General features: G+C 69.1%; 20 protein-coding genes and 2 tRNA genes. 18 read left to right on the forward strand and 4 right to left on the reverse strand.

Annotated elements, in window-relative coordinates:
* Positions 1-3 precede the first annotated feature (3 nt).
* On the reverse strand, positions 4-813 hold the full coding sequence (locus NVV32_RS05075) for a DUF1295 domain-containing protein (RefSeq protein ID WP_055772688.1): 810 nt from the start codon (positions 811-813) through the stop codon (positions 4-6).
* A 152-nt stretch (positions 814-965) separates the two neighbouring features.
* Complete coding sequence (locus NVV32_RS05080; protein ID WP_422391596.1) at positions 966-1,700, reverse strand: alpha/beta hydrolase; 735 nt, start codon at positions 1,698-1,700, stop codon at positions 966-968.
* Positions 1,701-1,913: 213 nt separating this feature from the next.
* Between NVV32_RS05080 and NVV32_RS05085 the strand changes: the two genes are divergently transcribed.
* The 6 genes from NVV32_RS05085 to NVV32_RS05110 all read left to right on the forward strand — a co-directional run bounded on the left by NVV32_RS05085 (position 1,914) and on the right by NVV32_RS05110 (position 9,907).
* On the forward strand, positions 1,914-3,419 hold the full coding sequence (locus NVV32_RS05085) for a YibE/F family protein (RefSeq protein WP_422391597.1): 1,506 nt from the start codon (positions 1,914-1,916) through the stop codon (positions 3,417-3,419).
* 104 nt (positions 3,420-3,523) lie between these two features.
* Positions 3,524-4,765 carry a tRNA dihydrouridine synthase DusB gene (dusB, locus tag NVV32_RS05090; protein WP_422391598.1) on the forward strand — a complete coding sequence of 414 codons (1,242 nt, stop codon included), beginning with the start codon at positions 3,524-3,526 and terminating at the stop codon, positions 4,763-4,765.
* Positions 4,766-4,827: 62 nt separating this feature from the next.
* Positions 4,828-6,111, forward strand: a complete 1,284-nt coding sequence (locus NVV32_RS05095; protein WP_055772685.1) for a deoxyguanosinetriphosphate triphosphohydrolase — start codon at positions 4,828-4,830, stop codon at positions 6,109-6,111.
* Positions 6,112-6,154: 43 nt separating this feature from the next.
* Positions 6,155-8,110 carry a DNA primase gene (dnaG, locus tag NVV32_RS05100; protein WP_422391599.1) on the forward strand — a complete coding sequence of 652 codons (1,956 nt, stop codon included), beginning with the start codon at positions 6,155-6,157 and terminating at the stop codon, positions 8,108-8,110.
* 54 nt (positions 8,111-8,164) lie between these two features.
* A tRNA-Asn gene (locus NVV32_RS05105) sits at positions 8,165-8,237 on the forward strand.
* 140 nt (positions 8,238-8,377) lie between these two features.
* A complete protein-coding gene (locus NVV32_RS05110) occupies positions 8,378-9,907 on the forward strand; it encodes an SDR family oxidoreductase (RefSeq protein WP_055772679.1) in 1,530 nt (509 codons plus the stop codon).
* A gap of 171 nt (positions 9,908-10,078) precedes the next feature.
* On the opposite strand, the gene NVV32_RS05115 is transcribed toward NVV32_RS05110, so the two are convergent.
* A complete protein-coding gene (locus tag NVV32_RS05115) occupies positions 10,079-11,308 on the reverse strand; it encodes a multidrug effflux MFS transporter (RefSeq protein WP_055772676.1) in 1,230 nt (409 codons plus the stop codon).
* A gap of 308 nt (positions 11,309-11,616) precedes the next feature.
* Here NVV32_RS05115 and NVV32_RS05120 point away from each other — a divergent pair, with 308 nt between their 5' ends.
* From NVV32_RS05120 to NVV32_RS05150, 7 genes are all read left to right on the forward strand, one after another.
* Entirely contained in the window at positions 11,617-13,053 is a 1,437-nt protein-coding gene (locus NVV32_RS05120; RefSeq protein ID WP_422391600.1) for a sugar porter family MFS transporter, read from the forward strand.
* A 133-nt stretch (positions 13,054-13,186) separates the two neighbouring features.
* Positions 13,187-14,011: a phage holin family protein gene (locus tag NVV32_RS05125; protein WP_422391601.1), complete on the forward strand. Its 825-nt coding sequence runs from the start codon at positions 13,187-13,189 to the stop codon at positions 14,009-14,011.
* Positions 14,012-14,135: 124 nt separating this feature from the next.
* Entirely contained in the window at positions 14,136-14,759 is a 624-nt protein-coding gene (locus tag NVV32_RS05130; RefSeq protein WP_422391999.1) for a CDP-alcohol phosphatidyltransferase family protein, read from the forward strand.
* Positions 14,747-15,622 carry a DMT family transporter gene (locus NVV32_RS05135; protein ID WP_422391602.1) on the forward strand — a complete coding sequence of 292 codons (876 nt, stop codon included), beginning with the start codon at positions 14,747-14,749 and terminating at the stop codon, positions 15,620-15,622. The genes NVV32_RS05130 and NVV32_RS05135 overlap by 13 nt, the downstream gene beginning before the upstream one ends.
* A 48-nt stretch (positions 15,623-15,670) precedes the next feature.
* The gene (locus NVV32_RS05140) at positions 15,671-16,894 is read left to right on the forward strand and encodes a glycosyltransferase (RefSeq protein WP_422391603.1); all 1,224 of its coding nucleotides are present in this window, start codon (positions 15,671-15,673) and stop codon (positions 16,892-16,894) included.
* Between the two features lie 103 nt (positions 16,895-16,997).
* Positions 16,998-17,071, forward strand: a tRNA-Ile gene (locus tag NVV32_RS05145).
* Between the two features lie 239 nt (positions 17,072-17,310).
* Positions 17,311-18,501, forward strand: coding sequence for an acyl-CoA dehydrogenase family protein (locus tag NVV32_RS05150; protein ID WP_055772839.1), 1,191 nt, complete (start codon positions 17,311-17,313; stop codon positions 18,499-18,501).
* Positions 18,502-18,513: 12 nt separating this feature from the next.
* Here NVV32_RS05150 and NVV32_RS05155 read toward each other — a convergent pair whose 3' ends face one another.
* Complete coding sequence (locus NVV32_RS05155; protein WP_422391604.1) at positions 18,514-18,993, reverse strand: M23 family metallopeptidase; 480 nt, start codon at positions 18,991-18,993, stop codon at positions 18,514-18,516.
* Positions 18,994-19,768: 775 nt separating this feature from the next.
* On the opposite strand from NVV32_RS05155, the gene rpsB reads away from it, so the two are divergent.
* The 5 genes from rpsB (at position 19,769) to NVV32_RS05180 (ending at position 24,271) form a co-directional block, all read left to right on the forward strand.
* Positions 19,769-20,695: a 30S ribosomal protein S2 gene (gene rpsB, locus NVV32_RS05160; protein WP_422391605.1), complete on the forward strand. Its 927-nt coding sequence runs from the start codon at positions 19,769-19,771 to the stop codon at positions 20,693-20,695.
* A 135-nt stretch (positions 20,696-20,830) separates the two neighbouring features.
* Positions 20,831-21,667, forward strand: coding sequence for a translation elongation factor Ts (gene tsf / locus NVV32_RS05165; protein WP_055772657.1), 837 nt, complete (start codon positions 20,831-20,833; stop codon positions 21,665-21,667).
* Positions 21,668-21,842: 175 nt separating this feature from the next.
* On the forward strand, positions 21,843-22,583 hold the full coding sequence (gene pyrH / locus NVV32_RS05170; protein WP_422391606.1) for a UMP kinase: 741 nt from the start codon (positions 21,843-21,845) through the stop codon (positions 22,581-22,583).
* A 120-nt stretch (positions 22,584-22,703) separates the two neighbouring features.
* Positions 22,704-23,261 carry a ribosome recycling factor gene (frr, locus tag NVV32_RS05175; protein ID WP_055772650.1) on the forward strand — a complete coding sequence of 186 codons (558 nt, stop codon included), beginning with the start codon at positions 22,704-22,706 and terminating at the stop codon, positions 23,259-23,261.
* Positions 23,261-24,271: a phosphatidate cytidylyltransferase gene (locus NVV32_RS05180; RefSeq protein WP_422391607.1), complete on the forward strand. Its 1,011-nt coding sequence runs from the start codon at positions 23,261-23,263 to the stop codon at positions 24,269-24,271. Before frr ends, NVV32_RS05180 begins: the two co-directional genes overlap by 1 nt.
* Positions 24,272-24,339: the final 68 nt, after the last annotated feature.

Raw genomic sequence — 24,339 nt, forward strand, 5'->3', positions numbered from 1 at the left:
TGCTCAGATCCCTCTTCCGGCCTTCGGCGGGAGCGGGAAGAACCCGCTCGTGCTCTCGATGTACTCTTTGTACCCCGGCCGGGCGGACATGCGCTTCTCCGTCAGCGGTTTCCCGGTCTTGTTGGCGAGGGCCCAGTACATCAGGGCGGGGGACAGGACGGTCAGGACCCCCGGCCAGGAGTCGGCCGTGACGAGGAACAGGCCGGTCCACACCATGGCGTCGCCGAAATAGTTGGGATGGCGTGTGTAGCGCCAGAGCCCGGTGTCGAGCACCGTCCCCCGGCGGGCAGGATCGTTCTTGAAGGACGCGAGCTGCTGGTCGCCGACGCTCTCGAAGAACAGTCCCACCGCCCAGACGGCCGCTCCGATCCATGCCAGCGGCCCGAGGGCGCCGGTGCTGACCATGGCGACCTGGATGGGCAGCGAGACGAAGAGCATGACCCCGGCCTGGGGCAGGTAGACCTTCCGCAGCGCGAGGACGGCTGCCGAGCCGGGGGGATCTGCAAGCATCTCCTCGTAGCGCGGATCCTCCTCGCCGCCGCGGGCCCGCCAGGCGATGAACCCGGCCAGCCGGAGGCCCCAGGCGGCGACGAGGACGAGCATGAGGACGCGCCGGCCGTCGTCGCCCTCGCCGGCAGAGGCCAGGAAGGTGATGACCGCCACGACCACGAAGCCGAGGCCCCAGGTCACGTCGATGACCGAGTGCCGCCTCTGCACCGTGGCCACGGCGAAGGTCAGGGCCATCAGCACGGCGACCCCGGCGATCGAGAGCAGCAGGCCGACAAGGAACGCGGACAGGGGGAAGACGGTCATGGGCACCTTCGATGGGTCGTGGCGGGGTTGTCGCGGGGTTGTCGCGGGGTTGTCGCGGGGTTGTTGCGGGGGTGGTCGCGGGGTGGCAGGGGCAGCCGGGGAAGCGAAGCCGTTGTCACGCGGTCAGGCGGTCCTACCGGGGGGTCGGGCGGTCACGCCGTCACGCCGAGGGGGTCGGAGGATCGGTACAGCAGGTCCGAGCGCCCGAGGACGGCGGGGGCGACGGCTGCTCCCGTGTCCCCGGCGAAGCGCCGGAGGAGGAAGGAGGTGCTGAGGCCGTGCCAGACGGGCACGGTCCGGAACATGAAGTGGCCGGCGCCGAGCATCCGCACGTAGTGGACGTCCTCGGCGACGCCCACCGCGCGCCGAGCGAAGGAGAGCGAGGACGTCGGGCTGGTCCACCGGTCCGTGTCCCCGTGCATGATGAGGACGTCCCGACCCCGCACCGGTTCCACCGGACTGGCGGGTTCGAGCCAGGGAGCCAGGGCTGCGACGGCGCGCACCTGTGGATGGTCCGCGGCGTAGAGCGCGGTGAGGCCGCCCATGGAGTGGCCGAGGAGGTAGACCGGCAGCGAGGGATACTCGGCCGCGATGCGCGCGAGGGCCCAGCGTGCGTCCTGCAGGGCGGACCGGTCGGCGCCGTTCCAGCCGCGTACCCGGTTGCGGAGGGTCCATACCGCGAGTCCGTGCCTCCCGCCGTCGGCGGCGAGGCGCGCCGCGAAGGGGCGCATCCGCAGCGGACTGAGGTGCTGGGGCTGCACCGCGTCGAAGCTGCTGGCCCTGCCCCCGTGGAGGACCAGCGCAACCCCGCGCACGTCGGAGTCCGCGCCGCCGGTGGAGACCACGGGGTCCCTGTCCCTCGCGGGGAGTGATGCCTGCGCTGCCACGTTCCGTCCTCTCAGACCCCGGAGGGTTGTCCTCGTGCCGTCGGTCCTGCGGTGGTATCCGGGACAGCCCTGCACCGTCCCGGGGCTCCCCGGCGCTGCCGTCCCAGCCTCGCACGTTCTCCTGCGTAGAATCCGTACGGGCCGCAGCGCGACGCCGTCGTGCCTCAGGAACCCTCGCACCGCCCAGCCGTACCAACCAGCCGGAGGAGTTCCGTGGGCCACAGCCACCCGCACGCCACGAGCGCCACGGGGAGTTCGGAGCCGTCCGCATCCGCGATTGCCACCCGTCGCCGCGCAACCCTCCTGCTCGCGGCCATCCTCGTGCCCATCGGCGTGCTGACCCTCGTCGCGATGGTGCTGCTCTGGCCGAGCGGAGACCGCGGCTCCCTGACCGTCTCCGATCCGTACGCCACGGCCGACGGCGTCAGCTTCGACCGCGGCACCGTCCGCGAGGTCGCCGAGGCGGACTGCCCGTCCTCCCAGCCGACCGTCGACGCCGGCGGGACGGCCCTCACCTGCACCGTCGCCTACACGCAACCCGCCCGCGGCGGTGACCTGATCCCGGTCGAGGTCACACCGGAACTGGCGAGGACGGACGCCGTCGAAGCCGGTGACGAGATCCGGTACCTGGACCTGTCCGAGGTCATGCAGGGCGGTGCCGCGCCCTACGTCTTCGTGGACTTCGTCCGGTCGGTCCCCATCGTCGCGCTCGCGGTGCTCTACGCCGTCGTCGTGATCGCGGTCGCCCGCTGGCGGGGGCTGCGGGCCATCGTCGGCCTGGTGGGAGCCCTCGTGATCCTCGCGCAGTTCATCCTGCCCGGCCTCCTCGAGGGGGCGCCCCCGCTGCTGCTCGGGCTCGTGGGCTCGGTGGCGATCATGTACGGCGTCCTGTACTTCGCGCACGGGTTCTCGGCGCGGACCTCCACCGCGCTCCTCGGGACCGTCTTCGGGCTGGCGGTGACGGCGCTGCTCGCCGCATGGGCCACGGATGCCGCACACCTCACGGGGGTCGGGGACGAGAACGCCTACACGCTGGTCAACGCCTCGGCGGACCTGTCCATCTCGTCGATCATCCTGTGCGGCCTCATCATCTCCGGCCTCGGTGTACTCAACGACGTCACGATCACGCAGTCGTCCTCGGTCTGGGAACTGCACGAGCTGGCGCCGGACACCTCCGGCCGCCTCCTCTTCGCCTCCGCGATGCGGATCGGCCGTGACCACATCGCCTCGACCGTCTACACGATCGCCTTCGCCTATGCCGGGGCAGCCCTGCCCATCCTGATCCTCGTCTCCCTCTACGACCGCCCGCTCCTCGACACCCTCACGAGCGGCGAGCTCGCCGAGGAGGTGGTGCGGACCCTCGTCGGGTCCATCGGGCTCGTGCTCGCCATCCCACTCACCACCCTGATCGCGGTGCTCGTGGTCAAGGCTGTCGGGCCCAGGGCAGCCCGCGGGCGCGGCGAAGGGCGTGACGGCGGAGGGCTCGACGACGACCCGACCGGCCGCACTCCCGACGGCGTCCGGCACGAAGGCGCCCGCCCCGCTGGCGACTCCGACCACGACACCCGGCATCACGGCGGGGTGACGCCTGCCGCCCCCGCCGCCGAGGGAGCGGGGACCCTCGCGCCCGGCCAACGGCTCGTGGCGCTCGGCGAACGCCGCGCCCGCGGCACGCGTCAGGCGGACGAACCGGACCAGGCGAGAGAGGGAGCGGAATGACGCGGGGCTGGCGCAAGGCTTCGGCCGCGAAGCGGGGGTCCGCGCTCCTGGCGGTCCGGCCGGTGCCGGATCCCGGATTTGCGGGCCCTTGCGACAATGGAGGGGTGACTGCAGTTTCCACCCGCCCCGCCCCCTCCGGTGCCCGCTCCTCGGATGAGCCGGCCGCCGCGCCGCACGAGCCGGCAGACGCCGCCCTGAGACTCGACCTCCCGCCCCTGACCCTCGGGAACATCACGGTGGACACACCCGTGATCCTCGCCCCCATGGCCGGCATCACCAACAAGGCGTTCCGCCGGCTATGCCGCGAGTACGGCGGCGGTCTCTACGTCTCCGAGATGGTGACCTCCCGGGCGCTCGTCGAGCGCAGCCCCGAGTCGATGCGCATCATCTCCCACGACGACGACGAGAAGGTGCGGTCGGTGCAGCTGTACGGCGTCGACCCGAAGACCGTCGGGGCGGCCGTGCGCCTCCTCGTCGAGGAGGACCGCGCCGACCACATCGACCTCAACTTCGGCTGCCCGGTCCCGAAGGTCACCCGCAAGGGCGGGGGAGCGGCGCTTCCCTGGAAGCTCGATCTCTTCACCGGGATCGTGCAGACCGCGGTCCGCGAGGCGTCGAAGGGTGACGTGCCCTTGACCATCAAGATGCGCAAGGGCATCGACGAGGACCACCTGACGTTCCGCGAGGCGGGGAAGATCGCCCGTGACAGCGGCGTGGCCGCCGTCGCCCTGCACGGACGCACCGCGTCCCAGTTCTACTCGGGGCAGGCGGACTGGAACGCCATCGCCGAACTGCGGGAGGCCCTTCCGGACATCCCCGTCCTCGGGAACGGCGACATCTGGAGCGCCGAGGACGCCGTGCGCATGGTGCGGCAGACCGGTGTCGACGGCGTCGTCATCGGTCGCGGGTGCCAGGGCAGGCCCTGGCTGTTCGGAGACCTCATGAACGCCTTCGAGGGCAGTCCCACCCGGCACCGTCCCGGCCTCGGTCAGGTCGCGGAGACGGTGTACCGGCACGCCGAACTCCTCGTCGAGACGTTCGGCAGCGAGATGATGGGCCTGCGGGACATCCGCAAGCACATGGCCTGGTACTTCAAGGGGTACGTGGTCGGCGGGGACCTGCGGGCCAGGCTCGCCACCGTGCCCACCCTCGAGGTGCTGCGCGGCCTCCTCGCCGAACTGGACCACGACTCGCCCTATCCGGGCCAGGACGCGGAGGGACCGCGCGGCCGTGCCGGATCGCCGAAGAGGACCGCCCTGCCCGAGCACTGGCTCGAGGGCCGCGTGCTCAACGCGGCGCAGCAGGCTGACATCGCGGCCGCCGAGCTCGACGTCTCCGGCGGCTGACCGATCCTCCCCATGCGCCGATCCCGCGGGCGTCCTCCGAGTCATTGCGCTAGAAAGGCATCATGAGCTTCACCGAACCGGCCTCCACCACCGGCTACACCGCCGCGGACACCGCGCGGTGGGTCGAGGAGCCGCCGAAGAGCTCCCACCGCACCGACTTCGAACGTGACCGGGCCCGCGTGCTGCACTCCTCCGCGCTCCGCCGGCTGGGTGCGAAGACGCAGGTCGTCGCGCCCGACACGGACGACTTCGTCCGCACACGCCTCACCCACTCCCTCGAGGTCGCTCAGGTGGGCAGGGAACTGGGGCGGACCCTCGGCTGCGACCCGGACATCGTGGACACCGCCTGCCTCGCGCACGATCTCGGCCACCCGCCCTTCGGCCACAACGGCGAGTCGGCGCTGAACGACATCGCACACGGCATCGGCGGCTTCGAGGGCAACGCCCAGACGCTGCGCCTGCTCACCCGGCTCGAGCCCAAGGTCCTGCAGGCCGACGGCGGTCCCGCCGGCCTGAACCTCACCCGCGCCAGCCTCGACGCGGCGTGCAAGTACCCCTGGACCGTGGCCTCCGCCCCCGTCATCGACGGCCGGCGCACCACCAAGTTCGGCGCGTACGACGACGACCTCCCGGTCTTCGACTGGCTCCGGGCGGGTGCCCCCGAGGGGCGCTCGTGCGTCGAGGCGCAGGTGATGGATCTCGCGGACGACATCTCCTACTCGGTGCACGACGTCGAGGACGCGATCGTCGCCGGGCACCTGCAGCTGAGGTGGATGGACAGCGCGGACGCCCGGGCCCGCGTGGTCGGCTACACGCAGCAGTGGTACCTGCCCGGCAGTGATCCTGCCGCCGTCGACGCCGCGCTCTCCCGCCTCGAGCGGACCCCCGTGTGGGTGCGTGAGGCCGACGGCACGCGGCGCTCCATGGCCGCGCTGAAGAACATGACGAGCCAGCTGATCGGCCGCTTCTGCCTCAGCGCCATGCAGTCCACTCGCTCCATCTACGGACCTGACCCGCTGACGCGCTACAACGCGGAGATGGTGGTGCCCGAGGAGACCATCATGGAGATCGCGGTCATGAAGGGCCTCGCCACCACCTACGTCATGACCACGGATCATCGCCAGCCGCTGTACGAGCGGCAGCGGGAGATCCTCGCGTCCCTGGTCGCGCAGATCCACGCCGACGGCGACCGCTACCTCGAGCCCATGTTCGCCGCGGACTGGCGCGAGGCCCCTGATGATGAGGCCCGTCTCCGCGTCGTCATCGACCAGGTGGCATCGCTCACCGATGCCTCCGCCCTCGGGCTCCACGAGCGGATCGTCGGTCCCGTCCCCGCCCTCTGGTAGGAGCCGGTCCGAGTGTCGGTGGGGCAGGCATAAACTGAATGCCATGGCCGGACTCATCAAGCGTGAAGACATCGATGAGGTACGCCAGCGCACCGACATCAAGGAAGTCGTCGAGGCGTACGTGACCCTCAAATCGGCGGGGATCGGCTCGTGGAAGGGGCTCTGTCCGTTCCATGACGAGCGGTCGCCCTCGTTCCACGTCCGGCCGCAGATGGGGTCCTACCACTGCTTCGGCTGCGGCGAGGGTGGTGACGTCATCTCCTTCGTGCAGAAGCAGGACCACACCTCGTTCAGCGAGACGGTCGAGAAGCTCGCCGCCCGGATCGGCTACGAGCTGCACTACGAGGACGGCGGGACGGGACCGCGCCGCGAGGACGTCGGCAAGCGCCGGCGTCTCCTCGACGCCCACAAGGTCGCCGCCGAGTTCTACCGTGAGCAGCTGCTCACCCAGGGTGCGGCGACGGCCCGCCAGTTCCTGCAGGAACGCGGCTTCGACCGCGAGGCCGCCGCCCACTTCGGTGTCGGCTACGCACCCCAGGGCTGGGACTCGCTGCTGAACCACCTGACGGGCCGCGGCTTCACCCTCGACGAACTCAAGCTCACCGGCATGTTCAGCGCGTCGTCGAGCAACGCCGGGCGCTTCTACGACCGTTTCCGCGGCCGGCTCATCTGGCCCATCCGGGACATCACCGGGGACACCGTCGGCTTCGGGGCACGGAAGCTCTACGAGGACGACCAGGGGCCCAAGTACCTCAACACCCCCGAGACCTCCCTCTACAAGAAGTCGCAGGTGCTCTACGGCATCGACCTCGCCAAGAAGGAGATCGCGAAGAACCGGCAGCTCGTCGTCGTCGAGGGGTACACCGACGTGATGGCCTGCCACCTCGCAGGTGTCGGGACCGCCGTCGCGACCTGCGGCACCGCCTTCGGCACGGACCACATCAAGATCGCCCGCAGGCTGCTGTCCGACGACGGCACGGGCGGTGAGGTGGTGTTCACCTTCGACGGGGACGCCGCCGGCCAGAAGGCGGCCCTCCGCGCCTTCGAGGAGGACCAGCGGTTCACCGCCCAGACCTACGTGGCCGTGGAGGCCTCCGGCGCGGATCCCTGCGAGCTGCGGCAGACCCGGGGTGACGACGCCGTGCGCGCGTTGATCGCGGATCGCCGTCCGCTGTTCGAGTTCGCGATCAAGGCCTCCTTCGATGCGTTCGACCTGTCCTCCGGCGAGGGGCAGGTGAAGGCTCTGCGGCACGCCGCGCCGATCGTCGCGCAGATCCGCGACGTCTCCCTCAGGTCGACCTACACCCGCGAGCTGTCCCGCTGGCTCGGCATGCAGTACGTGGGAGAGGACCAGGTGGCCCGGGCGGTCTCGTCCGCTGCGCGGCGCGAGACGGGTGGCCCCGGTGCCCCCGCGTCCGGCGACCGGCAGGGACGGTTCGGACAGCAACCGGGCGAGCAGGCTCGCCCGGGGAACACCCCGGCCGGTCAGGGCTCGCAGGCCGGCACAGATGTGGAGGAGCCCTACTACGAGCGACCGGATCCCCGCGACCCCATCGCGCGGATGGAACGCGAGGCGCTCGAGGTGGTCCTGCAGCAGCCCACCCTCCTCACCGCGACCCAGTGGGAGAGCTTCTCCACGTCCCGCTTCAGCGTTCCCGTCTACGAGGCACTGCACACGGCCGTGATCGCGGCCGGAGCGGCGGGCACGGAACTGTCCCGATGGGTGGAGTCGGTGCGGGAGGGTGTACCCGATGTCCTCCGTCCGCTGGTCAGCGAGCTCGCCGTCCGGCCGCTGCCGGCGAAGGACGCCGAGGCGATGGTGCTGTACTGCCGGGACATCCTCAACCGGCTGACCGAGTTGCGCATCACGCAGCAGAAGGCCGACAAGCTCGGGCAGCTCCAGCGCATGGATCCGGCGGCGGATCCCACGCTCTACAACCAGCTCCAGCGCGACCTGATGGAGCTCGAGATGCAGCGCAGACTCCTCCGCGAGGAGTGAGCGCGGGCCGATTTCACATCCCCCCGGCAGGTATGTAGAGTTGTACCTGCGCATTCCTCCGTAGCTCAATTGGCAGAGCATTCGACTGTTAATCGAAGGGTTACTGGTTCAAGTCCAGTCGGAGGAGCAACAGGGCCCCTGACCAGTGGGAACACCGGTCGGGGGCCTTTTCCATGCCCTGCCGCAGCGGCTTCGGGGGCCGCGCTCATCCCACGGGAGAGGTGTCCCGGGGGAAGAGCTGTCAGGGGCCGGGCGTAGTCTGTGCGCATGGACACTGACGGCACGCAGGGCACAGACGGCAAGCTCATCCTGGTCACCGGAGCCACGGGGTACATCGGCGGCCGGCTGGTCACCAAACTCGTGGCCGACGGTCGCAGGGTGCGGGTCATCGTCCGGTCCCCGCAGAAGCTGAAGGACGTCCCCTGGGCAGGCTCCGTGGACATCGTGCAGGGTGACCTGCAGGACGAGAAGACCATGCGCACCGTGACGCAGGGTGTCGACACGCTGTACTACCTCGTCCACTCGATGGGTTCGGGCAGGGACTTCGACAAGCGGGAGTCCGCCATCGCCGCGACGGTCTCCGAGGCCGCCACGGCCGCGGGCGTCCGTCGGATCGTGTACCTCGGCGGGCTGCACCCCGAAGGGGTGGAGCTCTCCACCCACATGCGGTCGCGCACGCAGGTGGGGAAGATCCTCCTCGACTCCGGAACGCCCACCATCGCCTTCCAGGCCGGCGTCGTCATCGGCTCCGGCTCGGCCTCCTTCGAGATGATCCGGCACCTGTCGGACGTCCTTCCGGTCATGCCCGCCCCGAAGTGGGTCCTGAACCACATCGAACCCATCGCGGTGCGGGACGTCATCCACTACCTCGTCGGCGCACTCGATCTGCCGGACGCGCTCAACAGGACCTTCGACATCGGGTCGAGGGAGGTCCTCACCTATGCCGAGATGATGAACCAGTACGCGGAGGCGGCGGGCCTGCCCCGCCGGAAGATCCTGGCCCTGCCGGTCCTCACACCGCGCCTCGCCGGCCACTGGGTCAACCTGGTCACGCCGATCCCGCGCGCCATGGCCATGCCGCTCATCGAATCGCTGCAGCACGACGCCGTCACCGCCGAGCACGGGATCGACGAGTTCATCCCCGCTCCGGAGGGCGGCCTCACAGGCTACCGCCGCTCCGTGGACCTCGCCCTCGGGAAGATGCGCGGGGGAGAGGTGGAGACCAGCTGGGCCGGGGCGTCCCAGATCGACACCGAGGCCGATCCGCTGCCGTCGGACCCGCAGTGGGCGGGCCACACCGTCTTCACCGACGTCCAGACCTACAGCTCCACGGCATCCCCGCAGAAGCTGTGGAGCGTCGTCGAGGGCATCGGTGGCGAGAACGGCTGGTACTCCTGGCCCGTCGGCTGGGCAGCGCGCGGCTGGATGGACAAACTGGCCGGTGGAGTGGGCCTGCGCCGCGGGCGTCGCGATGCGAAGGAATTGCTCACCGGCGAGGCCCTGGACTTCTGGCGTGTCGAGGAGCTCGTGCGGGGCGAGCGGCTCAGGCTGCGCGCCGAGATGAAGGTGCCGGGTCGTGCCTGGCTCGAGTTCAGGGTGGAGCCGGACGGCTCCGGCAGTGCCTATTACCAGCGGGCCGTGTTCTTCCCGCAGGGCCTCTCCGGCCGGCTGTACTGGCTCGCGGTTCTGCCCTTCCACGGCTTCATCTTCACGTCCATGGCCCGCAACATCGCGAAGACCGCGGAGGCGCTACCCAGCGAGGCGGAGCCCACGGCATCGGAGCAGGCCGCCGCCTGAGTCGGCGCCGGTTCCCCGGTGCCTATGCCCAGGGCACGGGTGCCAGGCACGGGTGCCGGGCGCCGGTGCAGGGCGCCAGATACCCGGTGCCCTGTGTCGTTCTCCGTTACCGGCACCGGGTCCGGTCCGGTCCGGTCCGGCACCGGTCCGGTATCGATGCCGGTTCTGGTCCTAGTGCAGCGCGGGCACCGTCCGCGGGCGGACGACCGACCAGAGGAACACCATCGCCGTGGCGATGCACGAGGCCATGACCAGCGCCATCGGTGTCGCGGACTCGATGCCCTCCCCGAGGAGCCCGACGAGCGGCGACACGATTCCCGCCAACCCGAACGTGACGGCCCCGAGGAGTGACGCCGCCGTCCCGGCCTGGGCGCCGTTGTTGATCAGCGCGAGGACCTGCACGCAGGGGAAGATGAAGCCCGTTGCCATGATGTAGAACCACAGCGGCAGTGCGGTGCCCCAGAAGCCGAGTCCCAGCTGGTCGAACGCGATCATGAGCAGCCCCATGCTGAGCTGCACGACCGTCGCCCCGGCGATCACCCACTGCGGGCCGACGCGCCTCAGCATGCGGGAGCTGATCTGCACCCCCGCGACGATGCCCAGCGAATTGATGGCGAAGAGCAGGCCGTACTGCTGCTCGTTCAGCCCGTAGGGACCCTGGAAGAGGAAGGGGGAGGCGGACAGGTAGGAGAACAGACCGGAGAAGTTCATGCCACCCACGAGCAGGATGCCGATGAAGATCCTGTCCCTCAGGACGACCCTGTAGCGCTCGACCACCGTCAGTCCGGAGCGCCGCCGGCTCTCCTTCGGAAGGGTCTCGATGATGAACAGCGAGACGGCGACGATCACGAGCACGCCGTAGGCCGCGAGGAACCAGAAAATCCCCGGCCACGGGAACAGCAGGAGCAGCTGGGAGCCGATGACCGGCGCGAAGATCGGCGCCATGCCGTTGACCAGCGCCATGTAGGAGAGCATCCGCACGAGGGTGTAGCCGCCGAAGAGGTCACGCACCATCGCCATGGCCACCACGCCGCCGCCCGCAGCGCCGACACCCTGCAGCACGCGGAAGAGCATGAGCATCGTGATGTCCTCGGAGGACGCCGCTCCGATCGAGGCGCCGACGTGCAGTGCGGTGGCCAGGATGAGGGGCAGGCGGCGGCCGATCTTGTCGCTGAGCGGCCCGACGAGCAGCTGTCCGCCCGCGAAGCCGAGGATCGTTCCCGTCAGGGTCAGCTGCACCGCGGCCTCCGGCACGCCGAAGTCCGACTGCAGCGCGGGGAACGCCGGGAGGTAGAGGTCGATCGTGAAGGGACCGAGTGCCGTCAACGTGCCGAGGATGAAGACGTAGATGATCTTCTCGCGCCGGGACAGGGTGTCGCCGGGATGGGTGGTGGTGCTCACAGTGCTGCCTAACGGGAGGGTCGGTACCGGCGGGGGGACGCGGGACGTGACGGTGACGGGTCGGGTGGAGCGCGGACGGATCGACGACTGCGGCGGCCCGGCGACGACGGCGGAGCGGCTCGAGCCCCAGGACCGACGACCCGGACGACGGGAAGATGGTTGCTGGGGCGAATCAATACCCCTCCATCCTAGGACCGTCGTCATCCTGGTGGGGAGTGCTGCACCACCGGCGCGTTGTACCCGTTCGCTAAGCATGCTTGTGGTTGACGTAGGGTGATCAGACACCGAACGAGCAGGGAGATACGACCATGAGCGAGAACGATGCGGGAGTGCAGGCGGAGCAGTCACCGAAGCACATGGCGAGGGTCATCGGCATCACTGTCGCCGCTGCCGTGGGAGGACTCCTGTTCGGCTTCGACACCGCGGTCATCAACGGAGCGGTCGACTCCATCCAGGCCGACTTCGGCTTGAGCGCGAGCGTCCTCGGCTTCACGGTCGCCATCACGCTCCTCGGCTGCGCGGCGGGCGCCTGGTTCGCCGGAGGGCTCGCCGACCGCTGGGGCCGCAAGAAGGTCATGGTCGCCGCGGCCCTCCTGTTCGCGGTCAATTCGGTGGGGTCGGCGTATGCCTTCTCCGAATGGGACCTGATGGCGTGGCGCCTGGTCGGCGGCCTCGCCATCGGCATCGCCTCGGTGATCGTCCCCGGCTACATCGCCGAGATAGCGCCGTCGAAGTGGCGCGGGGGACTCGCCTCCGTGCAGCAGCTCGCGATCACGGTCGGCATCTTCGCCGCACTGCTGTCCGATGCCTCACTCGCGAGCGCCGCCGGTGGCGCGGGGGAGGAATTCTGGTGGGGGCTGTCGGCATGGCGCTGGATGCTGCTGGTCGGCGTCGTCCCGGCGGTCGTCTACGGGGTCCTGGCACTGATCATCCCCGAGTCCCCGCAGTTCCTCATCCGGGCCGGACGCGACGACGAGGCCGCCCGGGTGCTCTCCCGCGTCGCCGGGGTCCGGGACACTGCGGGCAAGATCACCTCCATCCGGGAGAGCTTCCAGCGCGAGGACCGCGCGAGCTACCGCGACCTGCGCGGGCCGGCCCTCGGACTGCAACCCATTCTCTGGGTCGGCATGACCATCGCAGCGCTCCAGCAACTGGTCGGCATCAACGCGATCTTCTACTACTCCACGACGCTCTGGAAGTCCGTGGGCTTCAGTGAGAGCGATTCCTTCACGACGTCGGTCATCACCTCCGTCATCAACGTCGCCATGACCTTCGTCGCCATCTTCTTCGTCGACCGTATCGGGCGCAGGAAGCTCCTGCTCATCGGGTCGGTCGGCATGGCGATCGGCCTGCTCGCAGCAACCCTCGCCTTCTTCCAGGCAGAGGGGACCGGGGAGGACATCGCGCTGCCGGGCGCCTGGGGGCCGATCGCCCTCGTCGGGGCGAACCTCTTCGTGATCTTCTTCGCCGCCACCTGGGGTCCGGTGATGTGGGTGACGCTCGGTGAGATGTTCCCGAACCGGATCCGGTCCATCGCGCTCGGAGTCGCCACGATGGTCAACTGGGTCTTCAACTTCATCGTCACCCTGACCTTCCCGTGGGTGAGCGAGAATCTCGGACTGTGGACCATGTACGCGGCGTTCACCGTCTTCGCCGTGCTGTCCTTCGTCTTCGTCCGCACCCGTCTTCCCGAGTTCGCGGGCAAGGACCTCGAGGACAACGCGGAGCTCGCGTCCACCTCGTGACGCACTACCTCATCGGGGCGGCACGGGGTCCCCTTGCCCGCGCGTCCGTCGAAGCGGAACCATGGCAACGGCCCGATGGTAATTTTGATTCAGCCAATGTCCAGAACACAACCTACGAATGGAGGCAGGGCCTATGAACAGCTCGGCCAGTACGCGCGGCAAGCGGTCCACGGGCTCGCTCTCGCTCTTCGGTCTCATCAAGCTCCTGGCACGCCTGACACCGCGGCAGGTCAGTGACGAGGTCTCGATCGCCCTGCAGCAGATGAAGCAGAAGGGCATCAAGGCAGGGATCGCCGCCGCTTTCCTGGTCGTCGCGCTCGTCTTCGTGCTGTTCTTCGCCGTCGCGCTCGTGGTGGCCGCCATCATGGGCCTCGCCGAGGTCATGCCCGCCTGGTTGGCCGCTCTCCTGGTCGCCGCCCTCTTCCTGGTGATCGGGGGCGTCCTGGCCCTGATCGGCGTCTCCCGGCTCAAGAAGCAGCTTCCGCTGATCCCCGAGGACGCGATCCGCGGGATCCGCCACGACCTCGGCGTCCTCAAGGAGGGCCGGAGCTTCGATCCCGCCACGCTGGACGTCAAGAAGCCGAAGGAGGACAAGCCCGAGAAGGACCGCAAGGACGAGGCGAAGGACGCCAAGCCCAAGGAGCCGGCGCCGTCCTACGAGGAACTGCGCGGCCGCTCGGGTGAACGCCGGACGCACATCGCCGACGCGAGGGACTCACTCGGCGCCCGCGTCGACGTCAAGGCACGCCTGAACGGGGCGAAGCACCGCTCGGACAAGGGTGGATCGACCACCGGCGCCGCATCCGGCGGGTCCGGTAGCGGGCGCGTCGCCGCCGTCGCCGTGCGCCGCGACGTCCCGCACAACACGACGCTCGCGGATCGCTGGAAGCCGCTGAGCGTCCTCGTGGGTTCCGTCGCCGCGATGCTCGTCCTGTTGCGCCGGCTGCTCAGCAGGTAGCGAGAGCCCACCAGCGCTCCGGCTCCACCCCGGCGGCCCCTCACCCCCGACGACCCGCTGCAGTCCGCGGACGTCACGGGGGAGGGGCCGCTTCCTGTGCATAATGGGAGGGGAGGCACGGGTGATGAGATTGATCGGCGCGGGCGCACAGCCCGGCAGCGAGGGCGTGGCGCTGTCGACGGCGTGGACCCTGCCGAACCTCATCACGGTGGTGCGGTTCCTCGGAGTCCCCCTGTTCGTCTGGTTCATCGCGGAGCAGCGTTTCGGAGCCGCGGTGATCACCCTGGTGGTCATGGGTGGCACGGACTGGGTGGACGGCTACGTGGCCCGGCGACTGAACCAGGTGTCGGTGATCGGCACCTGGCTCGATCCCGTGGCGGATCGCACAGCGCTCATCGTCGTCGCGGTGACCTTCGTGATCGCCGGCATCGCGCCGGCCTGGCTCGTCTGGACCATCGTGATCCCGGACGTCATCATCATCGTCAACGCGCTGATCCTCTTCCGCGGTCCCCTGCACCTGCCGGTCCTCACCGTCGGGAAGATCCGGACGGCACTGCTGCTGGTGGGTGCGCCGCTACTGCTGCTCCACCACGTCGAGGGTTTCGGTCAGGAGTGGCTCCTCGTGGTCGCGCAGGGGCTGCTCGCCGCAGGCTGCGTCCTGCACCTGATCGCGTTCTACGCCTACTTCACGGCGGCGCACCGCAAGTACCGGCTGGAGCAGGCCGAGCAGCAGTCGTGCCCCTCCTAGCCATCGGGCTCGCCCTGCTGGGCGCTGTCTTCCTCGCGTTCGGAGCGCAGCGACAGGGCAGCGCCGTCCGTGCGAACACGGGCGGGCTATCACTGAGCAGTTCCGGGCTCATGCGGCTGCTCACCAACCGGCGCTGGATCTTCGGGCTCCTCCTGCTCGGTGCCGGCACGTCCCTCAATGTCGTCGCGCTGACGCTCGCGAGCCTGACGGTCGTGCAGCCCATCGGGGCGATCGCGCTCGTGATCACCACCGTCGTCAACTCGCGGGACCAGGGCATCCGCATCAACCGGCCGACCGTCGCAGCCATCACGGCCTGCGTCACCGGCAGCGCCCTGTTCGTGATCCTCGCCGTGAACGTGACGCGCGAGAACCACTCCGTCGATCCGGCGCAGGAACTCTCCGTCGTGCTCCTGCTGGGGGCGGCGGTCGCGGTGTTCGGGTCGCTCGCCGTCGTCGGACGGCACCGGCTCAACGCCTTCGCCTACATCCTCGGCGCCGGGGTGCTGTTCGGTTTCGTCGCGGTCCTCACCAAGCTGGTCGCCGGGCATCTGCTCGATCCGAACGGGCGCTTCCTGCTCAACGTCCCGCCGCTGAGCCTGGTGGCGCTCATCGCGGCCGCAGCGCTGGGAGCCTGGTTCGTGCAGAGCGCCTACGCCACCGGACCCCCGGATCTCGTCATCGCCGGACTCACCGTGATCGACCCCATCGTCGGCATCGCCGTGGGCATCACGATCCTCGAGGAACTGCAGCCGGACGTGCGCACCGTCACCGCCCTGGGCATGGGTGCGGCGGCCCTCGTTGCTATTGTTGGGGTCGTCGCGCTGTCCCGCCACCACCCCGACGTGGTCAAGCGCCAGCGCTGACCCGAGAGAACCAGTTTCGACCAGCACACCGACGTAGGGGATCCACGCGTGAGTTACCAGGCCGACCACAAGCCTCTGACCATCCTGATCGCCGCGGACACCTATCCGCCCAACGTGAACGGTGCAGCGCAGTTCGGGTACCGGCTCGCGAAGGGGATGACGGGTCGAGGCCACTCCGTCCATGTCCTCGCACCGGGCGTCTCCAACGGCAGGAGCTACACGGAACCCGGTGGCGACTGGACGGTGCACCGTCTCCGCTCGCACGGCGTACCGACGCACGACTACTGGCGTATCTGCTACCCCTGGGAGATCAAGCGGGACATCAGCCTGCTGTTCGACGAGGTCCAGCCCGACGTCGTCCACATCCAGTGCCACTACATGGTGGGGGAGTACACCCTCTACGAGGCGGTGAAGCGCGGCATCCGCGTGGTGGCGACGAACCACTTCATGCCGGAGAACCTCAACCCGTTCCTGCCGTTCCCCGCGTGGCTCAAACGGGTCATCGCCAGGAACTCGTGGAAGGACATGGGCAAGGTGATGGGCAAGGCCGCCGCGGTCACCACCCCCACGCCCCTCGCGGCCAAGGCCATGCACGACCACGCCTTCCTGCGCGAGGTCCTGGCTGTCAGCAACGGCATCGACTCCGCTGCCTACGAGGTGCAGCCGGGGGAGACGGTCCAGCCGCACGAGGATCCCACGGTCCTGTTCGTCGGCAGGCTCGCCGAGGAGAAGCACGTCGACGTCCTCATCGATGCCGTCGCGAAGACGCCGCAGCATCTCCGCGTGCGGTTGGAGATCGTCGGTGGGGGCGAGGTCAAGCCCGCGCTCCAGGCGCAGGCTGCTCGCCTCGGGATCAGCGATCGCGTCACCTTCCGGGGACTGATCGACGACGACGAACTGCGCCTGAGCTACATCCGCGCATCGCTCTTCTGCCAGCCGGGCACAGCCGAGCTGCAGTCACTCGTCACGCTCGAGGCGATGTCCGCTTCCACCCCCGTGCTCCTCGCGAATGCGATGGCGTTGCCCCATCTGGTGTCCGACGGTGAGAACGGGTACCTGTTCACCCCCGGTGATTCCGACGAGTTGGGCCGCCGCATCACCGAGATCCTCGAACAGTCGTCCGAGGACCAGCGGACGATGGGGGCGGCGAGCCGTGACCTCGTGCGCAGGCATGACATCACCACGACGCTCGAGACCTTCGAGGGCCTGTATTACGGCACCCTGTCGAGCGACCATCCCAGCGAGGCGCAACGCGCCGCCGCGGGATCCTGACCGGCGTCGCACCGGGACGGCTGCCGCCGTCTGTCTACAATGGGAGCCGCGACCGGGGTCCGGAGACGGCCCGACGGTCGCCACCAGGGGTGGACAGCCCCAGGGGGCTGTAGCTCAGCTGGTTAGAGCAGCGGACTCATAATCCGTTTGTCCTGGGTTCAAGCCCCAGCAGCCCTACGCATCGTCGGAGTGATCGGCGACCCCGACCCGAATGCGCCATCTCCGCGGAGGTGGCGCATTCTGCGTTGCGACGCCTCTTCCCTCCCTCGGATCCTTGCCTCAGGGGTACGTGCCTCCACTGGCGCCCTATGTTACTGGCGGGTAACATAGGGCTCGAGCGCAGCACGCGCCCACCACGCGGACAGCATGGTCGAGTGAGAGTGCCGGTCGCCGCCGACCGGAGTGAGGCGAATACCATGAGCAAGACGTCGATCGACATCAACAACCTGCCGTATGCGGACGGCGACTTCTACGCGTTCGAGGAGCTGCTGTCCGACAAGGAGCGCTCCCGGCTCGAGGAGATCCGGTCCTGGTTGACCGCCGAAGTCCGGCCGCACGCGGTGGAGTGGTGGAACCAGGGCTCCTTCCCCCAGCAGCTCATCCCGAGGATCGCCGAACTGGATCCCGTGAGCCCGGTGTACCGGCAGGGCTACTCCAACCTCTTCGCCGGGATCACCCACGCCGAGTTCACCCGCGCGGACACCTCGATCGCCACGTTCCTCGGCGTGCACGACGGTCTGTTCACCGGATCCATCGAAGCCCTGGCGTCGAAGGAGCAGCAGGAGGAGTGGCTGCCCGACATCTACGCGCTGAAGAAGATCGGCGCCTTCGGCCTGACGGAACCGCTCGGTGGATCCGATGTCGCGGGAGGAACCCGGACCACGGCACGCCGGGACGGGAACTCGTGGGTCCTCAACGGCGCCAAGCGCTGGATCGGTAACGCGACCTTCTCCGACTGGGTGGTCATCTATGCCCGCGACGTCGCGGACAACCAGGTCAAGGGGTTCCTGGTCGACACGAAGACACCGGGCTTCTCCTCGACGAAGATCGAGAACAAGATCGCCCTGCGGATCGTCGAGAACGCGGATATCGTGCTGGACGACGTCGTCATCTCCGACGACTTCCACCTCAAGGGCGCGAACAGTTTCAGGGACACCAACAAGGTGCTCAAAGTGACGAGGCTCGCGGTCGGCTGGCAGGCCGTCGGCCAGCAACTCGCCGCGTTCGACGTCGCCCGCCGGTACGCCGTCGAGCGCGAGCAGTTCGGCCGGCCCATCGCCAGTTTCCAGCTCATCCAGCAGCAACTCGTGCAGATCCTCGGTAACGCGATGAGTTCGATGGGGATGATGGTGCGTCTGTCGCAGCTGGAGGATGCGGGTCAGGCGAAGGACGAGCAGTCGGCGCTGGCGAAGGCGTTCACCACCGCCCGCATGCGCGAGAGTGTCGCGGCCGGCCGGAACATCCTCGGCGGGAACGGGATCGTGGCCGACTACGAGATGGCGAAGATCTTCTCCGACGCCGAAGCCGTCTACTCCTACGAGGGCACGCAGGAGATCAACACTCTCGTGGTCGGCAGGTCCATCACGGGGATCGCCGCCTTCGTCTGACACGACGCCGGGTCAGCCGTCGAGCGGCAGGAGGACGGACGGGCGGCGGTCCGTGACGAAGGCGAGCGGATCGACGTACTCCTCCTCGACGCGGACTCCCCAGTGGAGGCACGGTCCGCCGCAGTGGCTCCGGACCGTGCTACCCGGGATCGCCGCGGACCGGCTCAGAACCACCGTGGCCACCACCTCGCCCACGCCCACCGCCTGACCCTCGACCAGGGTGGTGTTCACCGGTTCGAAGCTGCTCCTCCGGCCATCGCCATGGTCGATCGTCAGGACGCCGCGGTCCACCACCGTCCCCGCGAAGGCCACGACACCGTCCGCCGGACTGCGCACCTCGGCCGGCAGGCCGCGCGTCGACAGGTCCACACCCCGGTGTCCGGGCTTCCAGTTCTGCGAAGGTTTCTCGAAGGGTCGCAGCACGGCGGGTACCGGAACGAGGGGCCACGACCAGGCGGCGACGAACGGGTCCCGTCCGACGTTCGCGACCACTGGGACTGATCGCGCGGCCGACCCGACCGACGGGACCGATCGAGCGACGTGTGCACCTGCAGGCGGCGGGACGGCGGACCGGACCGACGCGAATCGGACGGCGGTTGACCCGACCGACGCGAATGGGACGGCGGTTGGCCCGACCGACGCGAATGAGGGACCTGCCGACGCGACAGGCTGCGCAGGAGGGCAGACCGGGATCAGCGCCAGCAGGAAGAGGGGCAGCACCCGGCCCGCACGCCAGGCGGGTCCTCCCCCGGCCGTCCGGCGGTCTTGGGCGCGCTCACTCGGACCGGTGCCGGCTCGGGTCACGGGATGGGTTCCGGGGGAGTACTCGCTCATGGGACCAGCGTCCCTGCGCGGGGTGCCCGCAGGGACGCCGTGCCGCCATATGTGGACAACGCCGGGGAGGCCCGCCGGCCGTCGCGGGCGGGCTGCGATGGGGCTACTTGCCCGCACCGCGGCCCGTCGGTCGCCCTGGAGGGCTGTGCCGCTGTAGTACACTCGTACAAGCAGTCTGCTGCTCCGATCCCGTCATGCCTCTGGCTCCGCCGGGCTCTGGGAAACCGCAGGCTGACTACGCGTACCTGTTATCCGATGCTCTCCACGAGCGCGGAATGCCCACCCCGCGGTCCGGCTGAGTCCGGTGGGGGAGGGTGTGTCCCCGACGAACAGGTGCCAGGACGTGGTGTCCACCCCGGCCACCACCGAGATAACCGTCAACAAGCTTCAGGCGGCGCCCTGCGCCCGAGCCGGAGCTGAAGAAAGGCATGACATGCCAGTCGTCACCATGCGCCAGCTGCTCGACAGCGGCGTCCACTTCGGTCACCAGACCCGCCGTTGGAACCCGAAGATGAAGCGCTTCATCTTCACCGAGCGCAACGGCATCTACATCATCGATCTCCAGCAGTCGCTGGGCTACATCGACCGCGCCTACGAGTTCGTCAAGGCCACGGTCGCCCACGGCGGGACCGTCCTCTTCGTCGGCACGAAGAAGCAGGCGCAGGAAGCGATCGCCGACCAGGCGATGCGCGTGGGCCAGCCCTACGTCAACCAGCGCTGGCTCGGTGGCATGCTCACCAACTTCCAGACGGTCTCCAAGCGCATCCAGCGCATGAAGGAACTCGAGGAGATCGACTTCGAGGACGTCGCCGGTTCGGGTCACACCAAGAAGGAGCTCCTGCTCCTGAAGCGTGAGCTCACCAAGCTCCAGAGCAACCTCGGCGGTATCCGCAACCTGACCAAGGCTCCCTCGGTCGTCTGGGTCGTGGACACCAAGAAGGAGCACCTCGCGATCGACGAGGCGAAGAAGCTGAACATCCCCGTCGTCGCGATCCTGGACACCAACTGCGATCCAGACGAGGTCGACTTCCCGATCCCGGGCAACGACGACGCCATCCGCGCCGTCAACCTGCTGACCCGTGTCATCGCGGACGCCGTGGCCGAGGGCCTGATGGCTCGCCACAACCGCTCCGGCAACGGCGAAGCCACGGCTGACGAGCCCATGGCCGAGTGGGAGCGCGAGCTGCTCCAGGGCACTGCGGATGCGCCCGCTGCCGAGCCCGCAGCAGCCGAGGCCGCAGCGGCCGAGGCACCGGAGGCCGCAGCCCCCGAGGCGCCCGCCGGCCTGCAGGCGCCCATCGCGGAAGAGGTTCCCGACGCGGTCGCTCCCGCGACGGAAGCCGCCGTCGACACCAAGTAGTCCACGGTGCGGAAGGGGTGTGGGTCGAACCACGCCCCTTCCGCATGTTCGGCAGGTGTTCACCCCGTGGCACCTGTACGGCGGGCCGCGGCCCGCACAAGCTCTTCGTAGATCCACCTCACCCTAGGAGTGCACATGGCTAATTTCACAGCCGCTGACATCAAGGCCCTGCGCGAGCGCACCGGCGCCGGCATGATGGACGTCAAGAAGGCCCTCGACGAAGCCAACGGCGACGCCGACAAGGCCCTGGAACTGATCCGTATCAAGGGACTCAAGGGCGCCACCAAGCGCGAGGGCCGTTCCACCGCCGAGGGTCTTGTGGCCGCTCGCGTGGACGGCAACGTCGGCGTCATGGTCGAGGTCAACTGCGAGACCGACTTCGTCGCCAAGGCCGGCCCCTTCATCGACTTCTCGAACAAGGTGCTCGCCGCAGCGATCGAGTCCGGTGCCACGGACGTCGAGACCCTCCTGTCCTTCGAGCTCGACGGCAAGCCCGTCTCCGAGCACGTCATCGAGGCCGGTGCCCTCCTCGGCGAGAAGGTCGACGTCCGCCGCATCGCGCGCGTCGAAGGCCAGATCGTCGACGCGTACCTGCACAAGACGTCCAAGGACCTCCCCGCCCAGGTCGGCGTCCTGTTCGCCGTCGAGGGTTCCGGTGACGCCGCCGTGCAGACCGCGCACGACGTCGCCGTGCACATCGCCGCGTACTCGCCGACCTACCTGACCCGCGAGGACGTCCCCGCGGAACTCGTCGAGTCGGAGCGGCGCATCGCCGACGAGACCGCCCGTGCCGAGGGCAAGCCCGAGCAGGCCCTTGCCAAGATCGTCGAAGGCCGCCTCACCGGCTTCTTCAAGGAGGGTGTCCTGGTGGACCAGGCCTTCGCGAAGGACGCCAAGAAGTCCGTCGCCGCCGTCCTGACCGAAGCGAACGCCAAGGCCACGGCCTTCGCACGTTTCCGCGTCGGGGCCTGACCCCCAGGGCAGGCAGCAGCATCCCGGAAAGGGCGGCCGCCTTCGAGGTGGCCGCCCTTTCCTGCGCCCGGGGAGGCGCCCCGTATCCTGTAACGGGTCCGGCAACATCCCCACCCCCGCATCACCGGCCGTCCGACCAGGACCGGCCCCCAGTTCTACGCCCGGGAGGCACTTCATGGACACCACGTCAACCATCCGACCGGGTGGTACCGAGGGCCGGCGCCGGGTACTCCTGAAGCTCTCCGGCGAGGTCTTCGGCGGTGGCAAGCTCGGCGTCGACCCCGAGACCGTCCGCTCGGTCGCCCAGCAGATCGCGGCGACGGTGGGCGAGGTCGAGGTGGCCATCGTCGTCGGCGGCGGCAACTTCTTCCGCGGCGCGGAACTGTCCCAGAGCGGCATGGACCGCTCGCGGGCGGACTACATGGGCATGCTCGGCACGGTCATGAACTGCCTGGCCCTGCAGGACTTCCTCGAGCAGGCCGGGGTGGAGACCCGCGTGCAGAGCGCCATCACCATGGGGCAGGTCGCCGAGGCGTACATCCCGCGGCGCGCCATCCGCCACCTGGAGAAGGGCCGTGTGGTCATCTTCGGGGCGGGCGCAGGCCTCCCGTACTTCTCGACCGACACGGTCGCCGCCCAGCGCGCCCTCGAGGTGCACGCGGACGAGGTCCTCATGGCCAAGAGCGGCGTCGACGGTGTCTACACCGCCGACCCCCACAAGGACCCGACGGCGGAGAAGCTGGAGACGCTCTCCTACGACGAGGCCCTGCGGCGGGACATCCGTGTCATGGACCAGACGGCCATGACGATGTGCAAGGACAACGACCTGACCATGGTGGTGTTCGGCATGGAGGGCGAGGGCAACGTGACGCGGGCCATCCGTGGCGAGAAGCTCGGGACACTCGTCACCGCCTAGCGGTTCCGAGGGAAGAGGGCAACGGTGTCTGCGGCCCTGCCGGGCCGCGGGACGGCCGTGAACTAGGATTGACCACTGGAACGGTTGCCGTGCAGCCGACTGCGGAGCGAAGGAGACATTGTGATCGAAGAGACCTTGCTGGAAGCCACCGACAAGATGGACAAGGCCGTGGAGGTTGCAAAGGACGATTTCGCGACGGTCCGCACCGGACGCGCCAATGCCTCCCTGTTCTCCAAGGTGGTGGTGATGTACTACGGCGCTCCCACCCCGCTGCAGCAGCTCGCGTCCTTCCAGAACCCCGAGGCGCGCACCCTGCTCATCACGCCCTTCGACCGCGGAGCGCTGAACGACATCGAGCGCGCCCTGCGCGACTCGGACCTCGGCGCGAACCCGTCGAACGACGGCAACGTGATCCGCGTGGTCCTGCCCGAGCTCACGCAGGAGCGCCGCAAGGAGTACGTGAAGCTGGTCAAGACGAAGGCGGAGGACGCCAAGATCTCCATCCGCAACGTCCGACGGAAGGCGAAGGACGGCATCGACAAGGCCGTCAAGGACGGCGACGCCGGTGAGGACGAGGGCTCGCGCGCCGAGAAGGAACTCGACGCGACGACGAAGGCCCGCGTGGACCTCATCGACGAGCTGCTGAAGCGCAAGGAAGCTGAGCTGCTCGAGGTCTGATGGCAGATCTCGATCCTCCCGGCGCGGATCGCGCGCACGAGACCCGCTCCGCCGTCGGGACAGAAGAAAGCCGCACGGGCGGCGCGGTGTCGGCCCCGGCGCAGGGGCCGACCACCCATACCAGGGCACCGTCTCGCGCCGGTCGGTCCAGCCACGGACTCTTCCGTCGCCGCCGGCCCATCCGTGAGCCGGGCAAGCCGTCCCGTGCCGGGCGCAACCTTCCCGCCGCGATCGGTGTGGGCGCGGGTCTCCTGATCCCCGTCCTCGTGGGCCTCTTCTTCCCGATCGTCTTCGTCGGGATCGTCACCCTGTTCGCAGCGGTGGGCGTGTGGGAGATCAGCCGCGCCCTCGAACTGCGGCGGATCCACATCCCGCTGGTACCGACCATGGCGGGGACGATCGTCCTGCCGTTCTCGGCCTATCTCGGCGGCGCCGAGGGCCTCGCCGGAGCTGCGGTCGCAGCCGTCGTCGTCCTCTTCCTGTGGCGCGCGGCGAGCCCGGCGCCGGATGCCGCCAGGAGCCTGATGGCCGGTACCTTCACCGTGCTCTGGGTGCCCTTCATGCTCAGCTTCGCCATGCTGCTCATGAAGGTCGACGGCGGGAACCTCGTCATCGCGACACTCCTCCTGCTGGTCGTCGCGAACGACACCTTCGGGTACCTGATCGGCGCCTTCTTCGGCAAGCACGCCATGGCCCCGAAGATCAGTCCCAAGAAGTCCTGGGAGGGATTCGGCGGTTCGATCGGCGGCGCCCTCGTGGTCGGCGGGCTCTGCGCCGTCCTGCTTCTCGATCAGCCCGTCTGGATCGGGTTCGCCCTCGCGGTCGCCATCGTGGCGGCCGCGACCGCCGGCGACCTCGCGGAATCGATGATCAAGCGTGAGCTCGGCGTGAAGGACATGGGCACCATCCTGCCGGGCCACGGCGGAGTCATGGACCGCCTCGACTCGATCGTCTTCGCCTCCCCGGTGGCCTACCTGCTGTCCGCTACATTGATACCGGGGTTGCTGTAACCGCTGGTCGCGGACCGATCCCGGGGGGCGAAGGCCCAGCACGGTCTCGAGTATTTCAGCGCAAAGGA

This window comes from Arthrobacter sp. N1 (assembly GCF_048288285.1).
Classification (GTDB): Bacteria; Actinomycetota; Actinomycetes; order Actinomycetales; family Micrococcaceae; genus Arthrobacter_D.

Coding starts and splice junctions, on each gene's coding strand:
- rpsB (WP_422391605.1), top strand. CDS start 19,769: ATGCCAGTCGTCACCATGCGCCAGCTGCTCGACAGCGGCGTCCACTTC.
- NVV32_RS05125 (WP_422391601.1), top strand. CDS start 13,187: ATGAACAGCTCGGCCAGTACGCGCGGCAAGCGGTCCACGGGCTCGCTC.
- NVV32_RS05075 (WP_055772688.1), bottom strand. CDS start 813: ATGACCGTCTTCCCCCTGTCCGCGTTCCTTGTCGGCCTGCTGCTCTCG.
- NVV32_RS05110 (WP_055772679.1), top strand. CDS start 8,378: ATGGACACTGACGGCACGCAGGGCACAGACGGCAAGCTCATCCTGGTC.
- tsf (WP_055772657.1), top strand. CDS start 20,831: ATGGCTAATTTCACAGCCGCTGACATCAAGGCCCTGCGCGAGCGCACC.
- NVV32_RS05120 (WP_422391600.1), top strand. CDS start 11,617: ATGAGCGAGAACGATGCGGGAGTGCAGGCGGAGCAGTCACCGAAGCAC.
- NVV32_RS05130 (WP_422391999.1), top strand. CDS start 14,136: ATGAGATTGATCGGCGCGGGCGCACAGCCCGGCAGCGAGGGCGTGGCG.
- NVV32_RS05095 (WP_055772685.1), top strand. CDS start 4,828: ATGAGCTTCACCGAACCGGCCTCCACCACCGGCTACACCGCCGCGGAC.
- dnaG (WP_422391599.1), top strand. CDS start 6,155: ATGGCCGGACTCATCAAGCGTGAAGACATCGATGAGGTACGCCAGCGC.
- NVV32_RS05180 (WP_422391607.1), top strand. CDS start 23,261: ATGGCAGATCTCGATCCTCCCGGCGCGGATCGCGCGCACGAGACCCGC.
- NVV32_RS05150 (WP_055772839.1), top strand. CDS start 17,311: ATGAGCAAGACGTCGATCGACATCAACAACCTGCCGTATGCGGACGGC.
- pyrH (WP_422391606.1), top strand. CDS start 21,843: ATGGACACCACGTCAACCATCCGACCGGGTGGTACCGAGGGCCGGCGC.